We start from the raw sequence: 15,791 nt of genomic DNA, 5'->3' as shown, positions 1-15,791 counted from the left end.
TCGGACACATCTGCGGAGTTCTCGACACAACGACCGTAAGTAACGCAAGGCCCGACGGGGCCCACGGAGGTTATTTCCTTGGCTGCTGCGCGCAACGCAACCACCACTTCACCCAAGAACGGTCGGGCCGCATCGCGGCTCTCGTTCGCCAAGATCACCGACACGCTGACGGTTCCCGATCTGCTCGCCCTGCAGACCGAGAGCTTCGACTGGCTCGTCGGGAACGACGTGTGGAAGGCACGCGTCGCAGAAGCACAGGCCGCCGGCCGTCAAGACCTGCCGGGCCGCTCCGGTCTCGATGAGATCTTCGAGGAGATCTCGCCCATCGAAGACCTCGGCGAGACCATGCAGCTGAGCTTCACGAGCCCGTTCCTCGAGCCCGAGAAGTACACCATCGACGAGTGCAAGGAGCGCGGCAAGACCTACGCGGCTCCCCTCTACGTCGAGGCCGAGTTCATGAACCACCAGACCGGTGAGATCAAGACCCAGACGGTCTTCATGGGCGACTTCCCGCTCATGACCGAGAAGGGCACGTTCATCATCAACGGCACCGAGCGTGTCGTGGTGTCGCAGCTCGTGCGTTCCCCCGGTGTGTACTTCGAGCGCACCCCGGAGAAGACCTCCGACAAGGACATCTACTCCGCTCGCGTCATCCCGAGCCGCGGTGCCTGGCTCGAGTTCGAGATCGACAAGCGCGACCAGGTGGGTGTGCGCATCGACCGCAAGCGCAAGCAGTCGGTGACCGTCTTCCTCAAGGCGCTCGGCCTCACCTCCGAGGAGATCCTCGAGGAGTTCAAGGGCTACGCCTCCATCGAGGCCACCCTCGAGAAGGACTCGATCCTCACCAAGGAAGAGGCCCTGAAGGACATCTACCGCAAGCTCCGCCCGGGCGAGCAGGTCGCTGCCGAGGCCGCGCGTGCGCTGCTCGACAACTTCTACTTCAACCCGAAGCGGTACGACCTGGCGAAGGTGGGTCGTTACAAGATCAACCGCAAGCTCGGCATCGACGCGCCGCTGTCCGATTCGGTGCTCACCACCCAGGACATCATCGCGACGATCAAGTACCTGGTGGCGCTGCACGACAACCAGACCACGCTGAACGGCGTGCGCGACGGCAAGCCGGTCGAGATCCGTCTCGACGTCGACGACATCGACCACTTCGGCAACCGCCGCATCCGTGCGGTCGGCGAGCTCATCCAGAACCAGGTGCGCACGGGTCTGTCCCGCATGGAGCGTGTCGTGCGCGAGCGCATGACCACGCAGGACATCGAGGCGATCACCCCGCAGACCCTGATCAACGTGCGCCCCGTCGTCGCCGCGATCAAAGAGTTCTTCGGAACGAGCCAGCTGTCGCAGTTCATGGACCAGAACAACCCGCTCGCGGGCCTGACCCACAAGCGCCGCCTGAGCGCCCTGGGCCCCGGTGGTCTCTCCCGTGAGCGCGCCGGCGTCGAGGTGCGCGACGTGCACCCCAGCCACTACGGCCGCATGTGCCCGATCGAGACCCCCGAAGGCCCGAACATCGGCCTGATCGGCTCGCTCGCATCGTTCGCGCGCATCAACTCCTTCGGTTTCATCGAGACCCCCTACCGTCGCGTCGTCGACGGCAAGGTCACCGAGAACATCGACTACCTCACCGCGTCCGAGGAGGACGAGTACATCGTCGCCCAGGCCAACGCGCCGCTGACCGCCGACTCGCACTTCGCCGAGCAGCGTGTGCTCGCCCGTAAGAAGGGTGGAGAGGTCGACCTGTTCCCGGCAGAAGACATCGGCTACATGGATGTCTCGCCGCGCCAGATGGTGTCGGTCGCGACCTCGCTCATCCCCTTCCTCGAGCACGACGACGCCAACCGCGCGCTCATGGGTGCGAACATGCAGCGCCAGGCCGTGCCGCTGCTGCGCTCGGAGTCGCCGCTGGTCGGCACCGGCATGGAGGGCTTCGCGGCCATCGACGCCGGTGACGTGGTCACCGCGAACGGCGCCGGCGTGGTGCAGGAGGTCTCGGCCGACTCGGTGAGCGTGCTGCTCGACGAGGGTGGCGTGGAGACCTACTACCTGCGCAAGTTCGACCGCTCCAACCAGGGCACGTCGTACAACAACCGCGTCATCGTCTCCGAGGGTGAGCGGATCGAGTCGGGTCAGGTCATCGCCGATGGCCCCGCCACCGAGAACGGCGAGCTCGCACTCGGCAAGAACCTCCTCGTGGCGTTCATGCCGTGGGAGGGTCACAACTTCGAAGACGCCATCATCCTCAGCCAGAACCTGGTGAAGGACGACGTGCTCTCGTCGATCCACATCGAGGAGTACGAGGTCGACGCGCGCGACACCAAGCTCGGCAAGGAGGAGATCACCCGTGACCTCCCCAACGTGAGCCCGGAGCTGCTGGCCGACCTCGACGAGCGCGGCATCATCCGCATCGGTGCCGAGGTGCGCCCCGGCGACATCCTCGTCGGCAAGGTCACGCCGAAGGGTGAGACCGAGCTCTCCGCCGAGGAGCGTCTGCTCCGCGCGATCTTCAACGAGAAGAGCCGCGAGGTGCGCGACACCAGCCTCAAGGTGCCTCACGGTGAAGAGGGAACCATCATCGCCGTCAAGGAGTTCTCGGCCGAGAACGACGACGAGCTGGGTTCCGGCGTCAACCAGCGCGTCGTGGTGTACATCGCTCAGAAGCGCAAGATCACCGCGGGTGACAAGCTCGCCGGCCGTCACGGCAACAAGGGCGTCATCTCGAAGATCCTGCCGGTCGAGGACATGCCGTTCCTCGCCGACGGAACTCCGGTCGACATCGTCCTCAACCCGATGGGCATCCCGGGCCGCATGAACTTCGGCCAGGTGCTGGAGACCCACCTCGGGTGGATCGCCAAGCAGGGCTGGGAGGTCGACGGCAAGCCGAAGTGGGCGGCGAACCTGCCCGAGCAGGCGCGTTCGGCTGCTCCCGGCACGAAGGTCGCCACCCCGGTGTTCGACGGCGCCTCGGAGGAGGAGATCGCGGGTCTGCTCGACTCGACCACCCTCACCCGCGACGGCGAGCGTCTCATCGGTTCCTCCGGCAAGACCCAGCTGTTCGACGGCCGCTCCGGTGAGCCCTACCCCGACCCCGTGTCGGTGGGCTACATGTACATCCTGAAGCTGCACCACCTGGTCGACGACAAGATCCACGCGCGTTCGACCGGTCCGTACTCGATGATCACCCAGCAGCCGCTCGGTGGTAAGGCGCAGTTCGGTGGCCAGCGCTTCGGTGAGATGGAGGTGTGGGCCCTCGAGGCCTACGGCGCCGCGTACGCCCTGCAGGAGCTGCTCACCATCAAGTCCGACGACATCCTCGGCCGCGTGAAGGTGTACGAGGCCATCGTCAAGGGCGAGAACATCCAGGAGCCGGGTATCCCCGAGAGCTTCAAGGTGCTCATCAAGGAGATGCAGTCGCTGTGCCTGAACGTCGAGGTGCTCTCGGCCGACGGCACCGCTGTGAGCCTCCGCGACACGGACGACGAGGTCTTCCGTGCCGCAGAAGAGCTCGGCATCAACATCTCCAGCCGCTTCGAGTCGTCGTCCATCGACGACATCTGAGCCGGCAACCACTAGAAGACTTTTTCCAGGAGAGAAGGAAAATTGCTCGACGTAACAACTTTTGATGAGCTGCGGATCGGTCTCGCGACGGCTGACGACATCCGCAAGTGGTCGCACGGTGAGGTCAAGAAGCCCGAGACCATCAACTACCGCACGCTGAAGCCCGAGAAGGACGGCCTCTTCGGAGAGCAGATCTTCGGGCCGAGCCGTGACTGGGAGTGTTCCTGCGGCAAGTACAAGCGCGTGCGCTTCAAGGGCATCGTCTGCGAGCGCTGCGGTGTCGAGGTCACGAAGTCGTCGGTGCGCCGTGAGCGCATGGGCCACATCGAGCTCGCCGCTCCGGTCACCCACATCTGGTACTTCAAGGGCGTTCCCTCGCGCCTCGGCTACCTGCTCGACATGGCGCCGAAAGACCTCGAGAAGGTCATCTACTTCGCCGCGTACATGATCATCTCGGTCGACGAAGACGGCCGTCACGAAGACATGCCGGGCCTCGAGAACGAGCTGCGGCTCGAGATCAAGACCCTCGCAGACCAGCGTGACGCCCGCATCGCCGACCGTCTGGGCCGGCTCGAGGCCGACCTGGCCGAGCTCGAGGCCGAGGGTGCCAAGGCCGACCAGAAGCGTCGCACGAAGGACGGCGCCGAGAAGGAGATGTCGCAGACCCGCAAGGCCTACGACGAGCAGATCTCCCAGCTCGAGCGCGTCTGGGAGGACTTCCGCAACCTCAAGGTGGGTGAGCTGAAGCCCGAGGACGCCATCTTCCACGAGCTGCAGGACCGCTACGGCATGTACTTCGAGGCCTACATGGGCGCGGAGGCCATCAAGAAGCGTCTCGAGGCGTTCGACCTCGAGGCCGAGTCGGAGACCCTGCACCTGCAGATCGCCGAGGGCAAGGGTCAGAAGAAGATCCGCGCCATCAAGCGTCTGCGCGTGGTGAACTCCTTCCTGCAGACCGGCAACTCGCCGGCCGCGATGGTGCTCGACGTGGTGCCGGTCATCCCGCCGGAGCTGCGCCCGATGGTGCAGCTCGACGGTGGCCGCTTCGCGACCAGCGACCTGAACGACCTCTACCGTCGTGTGATCAACCGCAACAACCGTCTCCGTCGACTGCTCGACCTCGGCGCCCCCGAGATCATCGTCAACAACGAGAAGCGGATGCTGCAGGAGGCCGTCGACGCACTGTTCGACAACGGCCGCCGTGGTCGCCCCGTCACCGGTACCGGCAACCGCGCCCTGAAGTCCCTCAGCGACATGCTGAAGGGGAAGCAGGGTCGTTTCCGCCAGAACCTGCTCGGCAAGCGCGTCGACTACTCGGGCCGTTCGGTCATCATCGTCGGCCCGCAGCTGAAGCTGCACCAGTGCGGTCTGCCCAAGCAGATGGCGCTCGAGCTCTTCAAGCCGTTCGTCATCAAGCGCCTGATCGACCTGAGCCACGCTCAGAACATCAAGGCCGCGAAGCGCATGGTGGAGCGCAGCCGTCCGCAGGTGTGGGACGTGCTCGAGGAGATCATCCGCGAGCGCCCCGTGCTGCTGAACCGCGCACCGACGCTGCACCGTCTCGGCATCCAGGCCTTCGAGCCTCAGCTCGTGGAGGGCAAGGCGATCCAGCTGCACCCGCTCGTCTGCGCGGCGTTCAACGCCGACTTCGACGGTGACCAGATGGCCGTGCACCTTCCGCTGTCGGTGGAGGCCCAGGCCGAGGCGCGCATCCTGATGCTCGCGTCGAACAACATCCTGAAGCCGTCCGACGGTCGCCCGGTGACCCTGCCCACGCAGGACATGATCATCGGTCTGCACCACCTCACCACGGTGAAGGAGGGTGCGACCGGCGAGGGCCGTGCGTTCTCGACGGTGTCGGAGGCCATCCTGGCGAAGGACCAGGGCACCCTCGACCTGAACGCCTGGGTCAAGATCCGCATGTCCGACGTGCACTTCGCCGAGGGCGACGCACCCGAGGGCTACGAGGGCGGTCCCGTCCTGGTGGAGACCACCCTCGGTCGTGCGCTCTTCAACGAGGCGCTCCCTGAGGACTACCCCTTCGTGCAGCAGGTGGCCGACAAGGGCACCATCTCGGCGATCGTCAACGACCTCGCCGAGCGCTACCCGAAGGTGGAGGTCGCCGCCTCGCTCGACCGCATCAAGGACGCCGGTTTCTACTGGGCCACCCGCTCGGGTGTCACCGTGGCGCTCAGCGACATCCTCACGCCTCCCACGAAGCGCGAGATCGTCGCCGGCTACGAGAAGCAGGCCGCCAAGGTGCAGGCGCAGTTCGAGAAGGGTCTGACGACCGACCTCGAGCGTCGTCAGGAGCTCATCCAGATCTGGACGAAGGCAACCGACGAGGTCGCCGCAGCCATGCGCGCGAACTTCCCGGTCGACAACACGATCAACCGCATGGTCACCTCGGGTGCACGTGGTAACTGGCTGCAGGTGCGCAACATAGCCGGCATGCGAGGCCTCGTGAACAACCCGAAGGGTGAGATCATCCCCCGTCCGATCATCTCCTCGTACCGCGAGGGACTGTCGGTGGCGGAGTACTTCATCGCGACCCACGGTGCTCGTAAGGGCCTGGCCGACACGGCTCTCCGTACGGCCGACTCCGGTTACCTCACGCGTCGTCTCGTCGACGTCTCGCAGGATGTCATCATCCGCGAGACCGACTGCGGCACCTCGCGCGGTCTCGACCTGCCGATCGCCCTCGAGGGCGCCGACGGCGTCTGGACCCGTGACGACAACGTCGAGAACTCGGTCTACGCCCGATCGCTGGCTGCGGATGCGGTCAACGAGCAGGGCGAGGTCGTCGCCGAGGCCGGAGACGACGTCGGAGACGTGCTCATCGACAAGCTCGTGGCCGCGGGAGTGCGCACCATCAAGGTGCGTTCCGTGCTCACCTGCGAGTCGGCTGTCGGCGTCTGCGCGACCTGCTACGGCCGGTCGCTGGCCACCGGTAACCTCGTCGACATCGGAGAGGCCGTCGGCATCATCGCGGCCCAGTCGATCGGTGAGCCCGGAACCCAGCTGACGATGCGTACCTTCCACACCGGTGGTTCGGCCTCGGCCGACGACATCACGCAGGGTCTTCCCCGCGTGCAGGAGCTCTTCGAGGCCCGCACCCCGAAGGGTGCGTCGCCCATCGTCGAGGCCGCCGGTCGCGTCGTGATCGAAGACACCGACCGCAGCCGCAAGGTGATCCTCACGCCCGACAACGGCGACGAGCCCATCGCCTACCCGGTGCTGAAGCGTGCGACCCTCCTCGTCGAGGACGGGCAGCACGTGGAGCTCGGCCAGCAGCTCATCGTCGGCGCCGTCGACCCGAAGGAGGTCCTCCGGGTCAAGGGCGTGCGCGAGGTGCAGAAGCACCTCGTGGGCGGTGTGCAGGGCGTCTACCGCTCGCAGGGTGTGCCGATCCACGACAAGCACATCGAGGTCATCGTGCGCCAGATGCTGCGCAAGGTCACCGTCGTCGAGCACGGCGACACCGATCTTCTGCCTGGTGAGCTCGTCGACCGGTCGCGCTACACCGAGGTCAACCGCGCAGCCCTCTCCGAGGGCAAGCGGCCCGCCTCGGCCCGTCAGGAGGTCATGGGTATCACCAAGGCGTCCCTCGCGACCGAGTCGTGGCTGTCGGCCGCGTCGTTCCAGGAGACCACGCGTGTTCTCACGCAGGCCGCCATGGAGGGCAAGTCCGACCCGCTGGTGGGCCTGAAGGAGAACGTGATCATCGGAAAGCTGATCCCGGCCGGCACCGGTCTCCAGAAGTACCGCAACGTCACCGTCGAGGCGACCGAAGAGGCCAAGGCCGAGCGCTACCCGAACCGCATCTTCACAGATGACTCGGTGTTCTCGGAGGCTGACCTCTCGTTCGTCGACTTCGACTCGTTCTCGAGCGACGACTACACCCCGGGCACCTACAACTAGCAGGCACCCGTCACGTCGGAGGGCGTCTCACCGAACGGTGGGGCGCCCTTCGCCGTTCCCGGCACCACGGCCGTGCGGCGCGCATCCCCGCGCCGAGGGAGCGCGATTGTAGAGTTCTGGGCATGAGCAGCGATGAGCGTCAGGATGACAAGCCGGAGTTCCCGATGCGCGACGTCCCGGCCGAGAACACGGAGCATCCGGATGCGCAGCCCACGGCCGGTCAGACGCCCCCGCTCCCTGCGATGCCGGACTGGCAGGCGCCCGGTGCAGAACCCGTCGTCGATCGGTCTTCCGAGCCCGTCGTCGACCGGCCCGCCGAGCCGGCCTCCGAGCATCCGGTTCCCGAGCCCGAGGCGGAGCCTGCGGGCACACCGGCCGATGAGCCGCTGACGCCCGAGGCGACGACACGCCCGCCCCTCGGCGGGCCCTACGTGGTGAACGAGGAGGGCGCCCCGATCGCCGAGCAGGCGGTCGCCGCCTACGACCGTCACCCGCAAGGCGGCCCCTACGTCACCTCGTCCGAGCCCGCTCCGCGGGAGGAACGCGCCACTCCGTACCCGGCGGCCGCCTACGCCCCGACGACCCAGACCGCGACCCCGACGGCGGCCCCCGTGGGTGAGCTGCCGTACTCGCAGTACCAGCCGGCGCCCCAGCAGACCGTGGCGCCGGTGCCCCCGGCGGCCAAGGGCAACCGGGGCGGCGGTACGCTCATCGCGCTGCTCGGCACCGTCGCGTTCGCGGCGCTGTACGCCGCGGTGTCGTTCCTCGTCATCTCGGCGAACCTGGCCGGGGTGGCGGCGGTGACGGCATTCGCCCAGTTCCTCCTCAGCGCAGCGTTCATCGTGCCGGTGATCGTGTTCGCCGTGTCCCTCATCCTCATCGTGCTCGTCGTGAACCGGGCCGGCTGGTGGGCCTACGTGCTCGGAGGCTTCCTCGTCGCGGTGCTGGTCTACGTCGCCGGCATCGCGGGCGCGCTCATCCACGTGAACGCCTGGAACCTGCAGCCCCAGGAGCAGTACGATTTCGTGCGTTCCCTCACCATGGATCCGCTCACCCTGGCCGGCGCCATCGTCGCCCGCGAGGTCTCGATCTGGACGGGGGCGTGGATCGCCTCGCGCGGCCGAAAGGTGAAGCAGCGCAACAAGGAAGCGCGCGAGCAGTTCGAACGCGAACAGAACGAGCGCGTGGCGCAGCCCACCGGCACGACGCCGAGCTGGTAGGGCGCCATTTGACCCGAGGGGCATCGGGAGCTATCATTTTCCGGGTGTGTGCATACTTGCATGCCCAGATTTAGAGCGAAGCAGAACGCAAGTTCCCACTGCTCCACCAACCAGCGATACCAGAGCCATTTTGTACCGCCGGTGGGTCCAGACGCACCCGACACGCCATCCGGCGTCACGCGGAGCGTTGAACGAACGGGTTGCGGATGTCCGGACTCGAAGACACTGAGCGTTACGAATACAAGGAGTAAGTAGTGCCAACCATTCAGCAGTTGGTCCGTAAGGGTCGCACCCCCAAGGTCACCAAGACCAAGGCGCCCGCCCTCAAGGCCAACCCCCAGCAGCGCGGCGTGTGCACCCGTGTGTACACCACCACCCCCAAGAAGCCGAACTCGGCTCTCCGCAAGGTCGCCCGTGTGAAGCTGTCGAACGGCACCGAGGTCACCGCTTACATCCCCGGTGAGGGCCACAACCTGCAGGAGCACTCGATGGTGCTCGTGCGCGGCGGTCGTGTGAAGGACCTCCCCGGTGTGCGTTACAAGATCATCCGCGGCGCGCTCGACACGCAGGCCGTGAAGAACCGCAAGCAGGCTCGCAGCCGTTACGGCGCGAAGATGGAGAAGAAGTAATGCCTCGCAAGGGTCCCGCCCCGAAGCGTCCCGTTGTCGCCGACCCGGTCTACGGCGCCCCGATCGTCAGCCAGCTGGTCAACAAGATCCTGCTCGACGGCAAGAAGGCCACCGCTGAGCGCATCGTGTACGACGCGCTCGAGGGTGTCGCCGCCAAGAACAGCCAGGATGCCGTGGTCACCCTGAAGAAGGCCCTCGACAACGTGCGCCCCACCCTCGAGGTGCGCAGCCGCCGCGTCGGTGGCTCCACCTACCAGGTGCCGATCGAGGTCAAGCCGCACCGTGCGAACACCCTCGCCCTCCGCTGGCTCACCACCTACGCGAAGGCCCGCCGCGAGAAGACCATGACCGAGCGTCTCACCAACGAGATCCTCGACGCCTCGAACGGCCTCGGTGCCGCGGTCAAGCGCCGCGAAGACACCCACAAGATGGCCGAGTCGAACAAGGCCTTCGCGCACTACCGCTGGTAACCCCCGCGCCCTCTCTTTCCCGCTCTCACCTATCGGAGGCAATCCGTGGCACAGGACGTGCTCACCGACCTGAACAAGGTCCGCAACATCGGCATCATGGCTCACATCGATGCCGGCAAGACCACCACCACCGAGCGCATCCTGTTCTACACGGGCATCACCCACAAGATCGGTGAGGTCCACGACGGCGCTGCGACGATGGACTGGATGGCGCAGGAGCAGGAGCGTGGCATCACGATCACCTCTGCTGCGACCACCTGTTTCTGGAACAAGAACCAGATCAACATCATCGACACCCCCGGTCACGTCGACTTCACCGTCGAGGTGGAGCGCTCGCTCCGCGTGCTCGACGGCGCCGTCGCGGTGTTCGACGGCAAGGAGGGCGTGGAGCCCCAGTCGGAGACCGTGTGGCGTCAGGCCGACAAGTACAACGTGCCGCGCATCTGCTTCGTCAACAAGATGGACAAGCTCGGCGCCGACTTCTACTTCACGGTCGACACCATCATCAACCGCCTCGGCGCCAAGCCCCTGGTGATCCAGCTCCCGATCGGTGCGGAGTCCTCCTTCGAGGGCGTCGTCGACCTGGTCGAGATGCGCGCTCTCACCTGGCGCGGTGACGCCAAGGGTGACGTGCAGATGGGCGCGAAGTACGAGATCGAGGAGATCCCGGACGACCTCAAGGAGAAGGCGGAGGAGTACCGTCAGGTGCTGCTCGAGACCGTCGCCGAGACCGACGACGCGCTGCTCGAAAAGTTCTTCGGTGGCGAGGAGCTGACCGTCGCCGAGATCAAGGGCGCGATCCGCAAGCTCACCGTGAACTCCGAGATCTACCCCGTGCTCTGCGGCTCGGCGTTCAAGAACCGCGGCGTGCAGCCGATGCTCGACGCGGTGGTGGACTACCTCCCGTCGCCTCTGGACGTTCCGGCAACCGAGGGTCACGACATCCGTGACGAAGAGATCATCATCGAGCGTCACCCCGACCCGAAAGACCCGTTCGCGGCTCTCGCGTTCAAGGTCGCGGTGCACCCGTTCTTCGGTCGTCTCACCTACGTGCGCGTCTACTCGGGCCAGCTCGAGTCGGGCGGCCAGGTGATGAACTCCACCAAGGGCAAGAAGGAGCGCATCGGCAAGATCTTCCAGATGCACTCCAACAAGGAGAACCCGGTCGACTCGGTGACCGCCGGTCACATCTACGCGGTCATCGGCCTGAAGGACACCACCACCGGTGACACCCTGTCCGACCCGAACAACCAGGTCGTGCTCGAGTCGATGACCTTCCCGGAGCCCGTGATCGAGGTGGCCATCGAGCCGAAGACCAAGGCAGACCAGGAGAAGCTGGGTGTCGCCATCCAGAAGCTCGCCGAGGAAGACCCGACGTTCCGCACCGAGCAGAACCAGGAGACCGGTCAGACGGTCATCAAGGGCATGGGTGAGCTCCACCTCGACATCCTCGTCGACCGCATGAAGCGCGAGTTCAACGTGGAGGCCAACGTCGGCAAGCCCCAGGTGGCCTACCGCGAGACCATCCGCAAGACCGTCGAGCGCCACGACTACACCCACAAGAAGCAGACCGGTGGTTCCGGTCAGTTCGCCAAGGTGCAGATCGCGATCGAGCCGCTCGAGGTCACGGCCGAGACGGTGTACGAGTTCGAGAACAAGGTCACCGGTGGCCGCGTTCCCCGCGAGTACATCCCTTCGGTCGACGCCGGTATCCAGGATGCTCTGCAGGTCGGCGTGCTCGCCGGCTACCCGATGGTGGGCGTCAAGGCGACCCTCATCGACGGTGCCTACCACGACGTCGACTCCTCGGAGATGGCGTTCAAGATCGCCGGCTCGATGGCCTTCAAGGAGGCTGCCCGCAAGGCCAGCCCCGTGCTGCTCGAGCCGCTCATGGCCGTCGAGGTGCGTACGCCCGAGGAGTACATGGGCGACGTCATCGGCGACCTCAACTCGCGCCGCGGCCAGATCCAGTCGATGGAGGACGCCTCCGGCGTCAAGGTCGTCCGTGCTCACGTCCCGCTCTCGGAGATGTTCGGTTACATCGGTGACCTGCGCTCCAAGACCTCGGGTCGTGCGGTGTACTCGATGACCTTCGAGAGCTACGCCGAGGTCCCGAAGGCTGTGGCCGACGAGATCATCCAGAAGAACAAGGGCGAGTAACTCCCGAGTTCTGCGGGCCTCGTAGGTTCGCGTAACATATCAACAACCCCCGCCTGATTCCGGACGCGATCCAGCGTTCGGATGACCGGCATGACAGTCCTGAGGAGGACCTAGTGGCTAAGGCCAAGTTCGAGCGGACCAAGCCGCACGTCAACATCGGAACCATCGGTCACGTCGACCACGGTAAGACCACTCTCACCGCGGCCATCTCGAAGGTTCTTGCAGACAAGTACCCGTCGGCGACCAACGTGCAGCGCGACTTCGCGTCGATCGACTCCGCTCCCGAAGAGCGCCAGCGCGGCATCACGATCAACATCTCGCACGTCGAGTACGAGACCCCGAAGCGTCACTACGCTCACGTCGACGCCCCGGGTCACGCCGACTACATCAAGAACATGATCACCGGTGCTGCCCAGATGGACGGCGCGATCCTCGTGGTCGCCGCCACCGACGGCCCGATGGCTCAGACCCGTGAGCACGTGCTGCTCGCGAAGCAGGTCGGCGTGCCGTACCTCCTGGTCGCGCTCAACAAGTCCGACATGGTCGACGACGAGGAGATCCTCGAGCTCGTCGAGCTCGAGGTGCGCGAGCTCCTCTCGAGCCAGAACTTCGATGGCGACGACGCCCCCGTCGTGCGCGTCTCGGGCCTCAAGGCTCTCGAGGGCGACGAGAAGTGGGTGCAGTCGATCGTCGAGCTGATGGACGCCGTCGACGAGTCGATCCCCGACCCGGTGCGCGATAAGGACAAGCCGTTCCTCATGCCGATCGAGGACGTCTTCACGATCACCGGTCGTGGAACCGTCGTCACCGGCCGCGCCGAGCGTGGCACGCTGCAGATCAACTCGGAGGTCGAGATCGTCGGCATCCGCCCGACGCAAAAGACCACCGTCACCGGTATCGAGATGTTCCACAAGCAGCTCGACGAGGCATGGGCGGGCGAGAACTGTGGTCTGCTCCTCCGTGGCACCAAGCGTGAGGACGTGGAGCGCGGTCAGGTCGTCGTGAAGCCGGGTTCGGTCACGCCGCACACCGACTTCGAGGGCACCGCGTACATCCTGTCGAAGGACGAGGGTGGCCGCCACAACCCCTTCTACACGAACTACCGCCCGCAGTTCTACTTCCGTACCACCGACGTCACCGGCGTCATCACGCTGCCCGAGGGCACCGAGATGGTCATGCCCGGCGACACCACCGACATCACGGTCGCGCTGATCCAGCCGATCGCGATGGAGGAGGGCCTCGGCTTCGCCATCCGTGAAGGTGGCCGCACCGTGGGTGCCGGTACCGTCACGAAGATCATCAAGTAACACCGCTCCACCAGAAGGGCCGCGCCTCCGGGCGCGGCCCTTCTGCGTTGCCCGGCCGCCGTATGATGATGAAATGTCAGCATCGGTGTTGCATCACGAACTCGCCATCGCTCTTGTTCTCCATCGCTCCGGCAGTCCCGATGGGAGACAAGCGCTCAACGCTGTCGGGCTCCGCGCACGGGCCGAGTGGGAGAGTGATGCTGATCTGGAGGTCGCCCGAGTCATGATTGCCGCTGCAGTCGCACAGGGCGAGGCGGAGTCCGACCGCTCCATGCCTCCGGGGGCCCGCAGAATCGAAGCCGCAGCACGATTCGCACGGGAGCACCACCTGTACGCAGAAGCTGCCGCGGCGTTTCGGTCGGTCGCCGCGGTGTCGCTTCGAGAGAACGAGCCGGAGCGAGCTGTCGAGGCAGCGGCGTACGCGATGCAGTGCGCACAGCAGGCGGGCGACTCGGCTTGGGCTGAACGTTCGCGGGTCTTCTGCAGACTCTGGCAGGAGCGGATCACTGCCTACCCCGACATGGACTGGGGTGCGTGGGTACGATCCGGCTGACACGGCCTGCGGTTGCCGAACAGTGAATCCGGGTGTTGGGTGAGGTCATGGCTGGATTCGACGACATCACCCGTAAGGCCAAGGCGTTTCTCGAGGAAGAGAAGGTCAAGCAGGCCCTGAAGAGCGAGCAGGCCGAGGAGGTCAGCGACAAGCTCCTCGACGGCGTGGCGAACGCCGCGAAGAAGGTCACCGGCGGCAAGCACGACGACAAGATCGATCAGGCGAGGGCCAAGGCCGACGGCGCCGTCGGCAACGAGTAGAGGCTGTTCGCCGCTGGTAGGCTCAAGTCCCGTGTCAGATACCCCGCTCACGGTTCCTCGTCCTCAGCAGAACGACACGTCGTTCGCCGACATCTGGGACGAACTGAACTATCGGGGTCTCGTGCACGTGTCGACCGATGCGGCCGCACTCAAAGAGGTTCTCGCCGGCCCGCCGATCACGTTCTACTGCGGCTTCGACCCGACCGCTGCGAGCCTGCACCTCGGCAACCTCGTGCAGATCCTCGTCATGCGCCGGCTTCAGCTCGCCGGCCACAAGCCGCTCGGTCTCGTCGGTGGTTCCACCGGGCTCATCGGAGACCCGCGCCCGACCGCTGAGCGCACTCTCAACACCAGGGAGACGGTCGCCGAGTGGGTGGGCAATCTGCGTGCCCAGATCGAGCGGTTCCTCAGCTTCGAGGGCGACAACGCCGCGCGCATGGTGAACAATCTCGATTGGACGGCGCCGCTCTCGGCGATCGACTTCCTCCGCGAGATCGGCAAGCACTTCCGAGTCGGCACGATGCTGAAGAAGGATGCGGTGTCGGCCCGGCTGAACTCGGAGGCGGGCATCAGCTACACCGAGTTCAGCTACCAGATCCTTCAGGGCATGGACTTCCTCGAGCTGTACCGCAGCTACGGCTGCGTGCTGCAGACCGGGGGGAGCGACCAGTGGGGCAACCTCACCAGCGGTACCGACCTCATCCATCGGGCCGAACAGGCGAGCGTGCACGCCATCGGTACCCCGCTCATCACCAATTCCGACGGAACCAAGTTCGGCAAGAGCGAGGGTAACGCCATCTGGCTCGACGCCGAGCTCACGAGTCCCTACGCGTTCTACCAGTTCTGGCTCAACACCGACGACGCCGACGTCATAGCGCGCCTGAAGATCTTCACCTTCCTCGACCGCGCCGAGATCGAACGGCTCGAGACCGCGGTCGCCGAGGCGCCGTTCCGCCGGGAGGCGCAGCGCACCCTGGCCTTCGAGGTCACCTCGCTGGTGCACGGTGTCTCCGCGACGAATGCCGCGATCGCGGCGGCCGGCGCGCTGTTCGGTCAGGGTGATCTGGCGGAACTGGATGCGGCCACTCTGGGGGCCGCCGTCGGTGAGCTGCCGACCACCGCCGTCGCCTCCGGCGGCACCGTCGTCGAAGCGCTCGTCGCCACTGGCCTCGTCGCCTCTGCGAGCGAGGCCAGGAGGGCGATCGCCCAGGGCGGCGTCTACCTCAACAACGAAAAGATCTCCGACGAGGCCGCAGACTTCACGGGGGCGGCGTTGGCAGGGGGATTCGCTGTGCTCCGGCGCGGCAAGAAGACCCTGGCCGGCGTGCGAATCGAGGAGTAGGGTCCGCCGACACGCCCGGGATGCAGCGTGATTTGCGGGGGTCGGAAACCTCCGCGTAATGTAATCCCTCGTCACCCCACAGGTGCGGAAAAGCGGAAGAGCTTGCCGGCCTCAAGTTGGAGACAAGCCCCCTTGCAAGGCCAAAGATCCGGTCAACTTGTTTTGACTTTCGGAGCTCTGGTGCTAGGGTGGAGAAGTTGCCCGGAACGGCGGCCTGACGGCTTGGTTTCGGTGCGTCCGATCCTTGAGAACTCAACAGCGTGCACAATGTCAAATGCCAAATACCCGTTGGCTGGCCTTTTTGGTTGGCTACGGATTCCTTTGGAAAACATTTTGAACAACAAAGCAAGTCAGTAATGATT

At 65.6% G+C, this 15,791-nt stretch carries 10 protein-coding genes; all 10 read left to right on the top strand.

The window, feature by feature from the left end:
• Window positions 1-78 precede the first annotated feature (78 nt).
• The 10 genes from rpoB (at window position 79) to tyrS (ending at window position 15,429) form a co-directional block, all read left to right on the top strand.
• Entirely contained in the window at window positions 79-3,567 is a 3,489-nt protein-coding gene (gene rpoB, locus ABFY20_RS16675; protein ID WP_368497325.1) for a DNA-directed RNA polymerase subunit beta, read from the top strand.
• A gap of 42 nt (window positions 3,568-3,609) precedes the next feature.
• Window positions 3,610-7,488 carry a DNA-directed RNA polymerase subunit beta' gene (rpoC, locus tag ABFY20_RS16670; protein WP_171703592.1) on the top strand — a complete coding sequence of 1,293 codons (3,879 nt, stop codon included), beginning with the start codon at window positions 3,610-3,612 and terminating at the stop codon, window positions 7,486-7,488.
• 122 nt (window positions 7,489-7,610) lie between these two features.
• Complete coding sequence (locus tag ABFY20_RS16665) at window positions 7,611-8,708, top strand: hypothetical protein (protein ID WP_368497324.1); 1,098 nt, start codon at window positions 7,611-7,613, stop codon at window positions 8,706-8,708.
• 254 nt (window positions 8,709-8,962) lie between these two features.
• A complete protein-coding gene (gene rpsL, locus ABFY20_RS16660; protein ID WP_056734914.1) occupies window positions 8,963-9,337 on the top strand; it encodes a 30S ribosomal protein S12 in 375 nt (124 codons plus the stop codon).
• Window positions 9,337-9,807 (top strand): 30S ribosomal protein S7, encoded by a 471-nt coding sequence (gene rpsG, locus ABFY20_RS16655; protein ID WP_171703594.1) that lies wholly within the window; start codon window positions 9,337-9,339, stop codon window positions 9,805-9,807. The genes rpsL and rpsG overlap by 1 nt, the downstream gene beginning before the upstream one ends.
• 45 nt (window positions 9,808-9,852) lie before the next feature.
• Window positions 9,853-11,967, top strand: coding sequence for an elongation factor G (gene fusA, locus ABFY20_RS16650; RefSeq protein ID WP_368497323.1), 2,115 nt, complete (start codon window positions 9,853-9,855; stop codon window positions 11,965-11,967).
• A gap of 113 nt (window positions 11,968-12,080) precedes the next feature.
• Window positions 12,081-13,274, top strand: coding sequence for an elongation factor Tu (gene tuf / locus ABFY20_RS16645; RefSeq protein ID WP_171703596.1), 1,194 nt, complete (start codon window positions 12,081-12,083; stop codon window positions 13,272-13,274).
• Between the two features lie 73 nt (window positions 13,275-13,347).
• Entirely contained in the window at window positions 13,348-13,827 is a 480-nt protein-coding gene (locus ABFY20_RS16640; RefSeq protein ID WP_368497322.1) for a hypothetical protein, read from the top strand.
• A gap of 47 nt (window positions 13,828-13,874) precedes the next feature.
• Window positions 13,875-14,087, top strand: coding sequence for an Rv0909 family putative TA system antitoxin (locus tag ABFY20_RS16635; RefSeq protein WP_171703598.1), 213 nt, complete (start codon window positions 13,875-13,877; stop codon window positions 14,085-14,087).
• Between the two features lie 31 nt (window positions 14,088-14,118).
• Complete coding sequence (gene tyrS / locus ABFY20_RS16630; RefSeq protein WP_368497321.1) at window positions 14,119-15,429, top strand: tyrosine--tRNA ligase; 1,311 nt, start codon at window positions 14,119-14,121, stop codon at window positions 15,427-15,429.
• Window positions 15,430-15,791: the final 362 nt, after the last annotated feature.

The sequence above is a fragment of the Herbiconiux sp. A18JL235 genome, assembly GCF_040939305.1.
Lineage (GTDB): Bacteria > Actinomycetota > Actinomycetes > Actinomycetales > Microbacteriaceae > Herbiconiux.
This window is presented reverse-complemented; position numbering and strand designations above follow the sequence as displayed.

Excerpts from the sequence above, each read along its gene's own strand:
- ABFY20_RS16640 (WP_368497322.1), top strand. The coding sequence starts at position 13,348 with ATGTCAGCATCGGTGTTGCATCACGAACTCGCCATCGCTCTTGTTCTC.
- ABFY20_RS16635 (WP_171703598.1), top strand. The coding sequence starts at position 13,875 with ATGGCTGGATTCGACGACATCACCCGTAAGGCCAAGGCGTTTCTCGAG.
- rpsG (WP_171703594.1), top strand. The coding sequence starts at position 9,337 with ATGCCTCGCAAGGGTCCCGCCCCGAAGCGTCCCGTTGTCGCCGACCCG.
- ABFY20_RS16665 (WP_368497324.1), top strand. The coding sequence starts at position 7,611 with ATGAGCAGCGATGAGCGTCAGGATGACAAGCCGGAGTTCCCGATGCGC.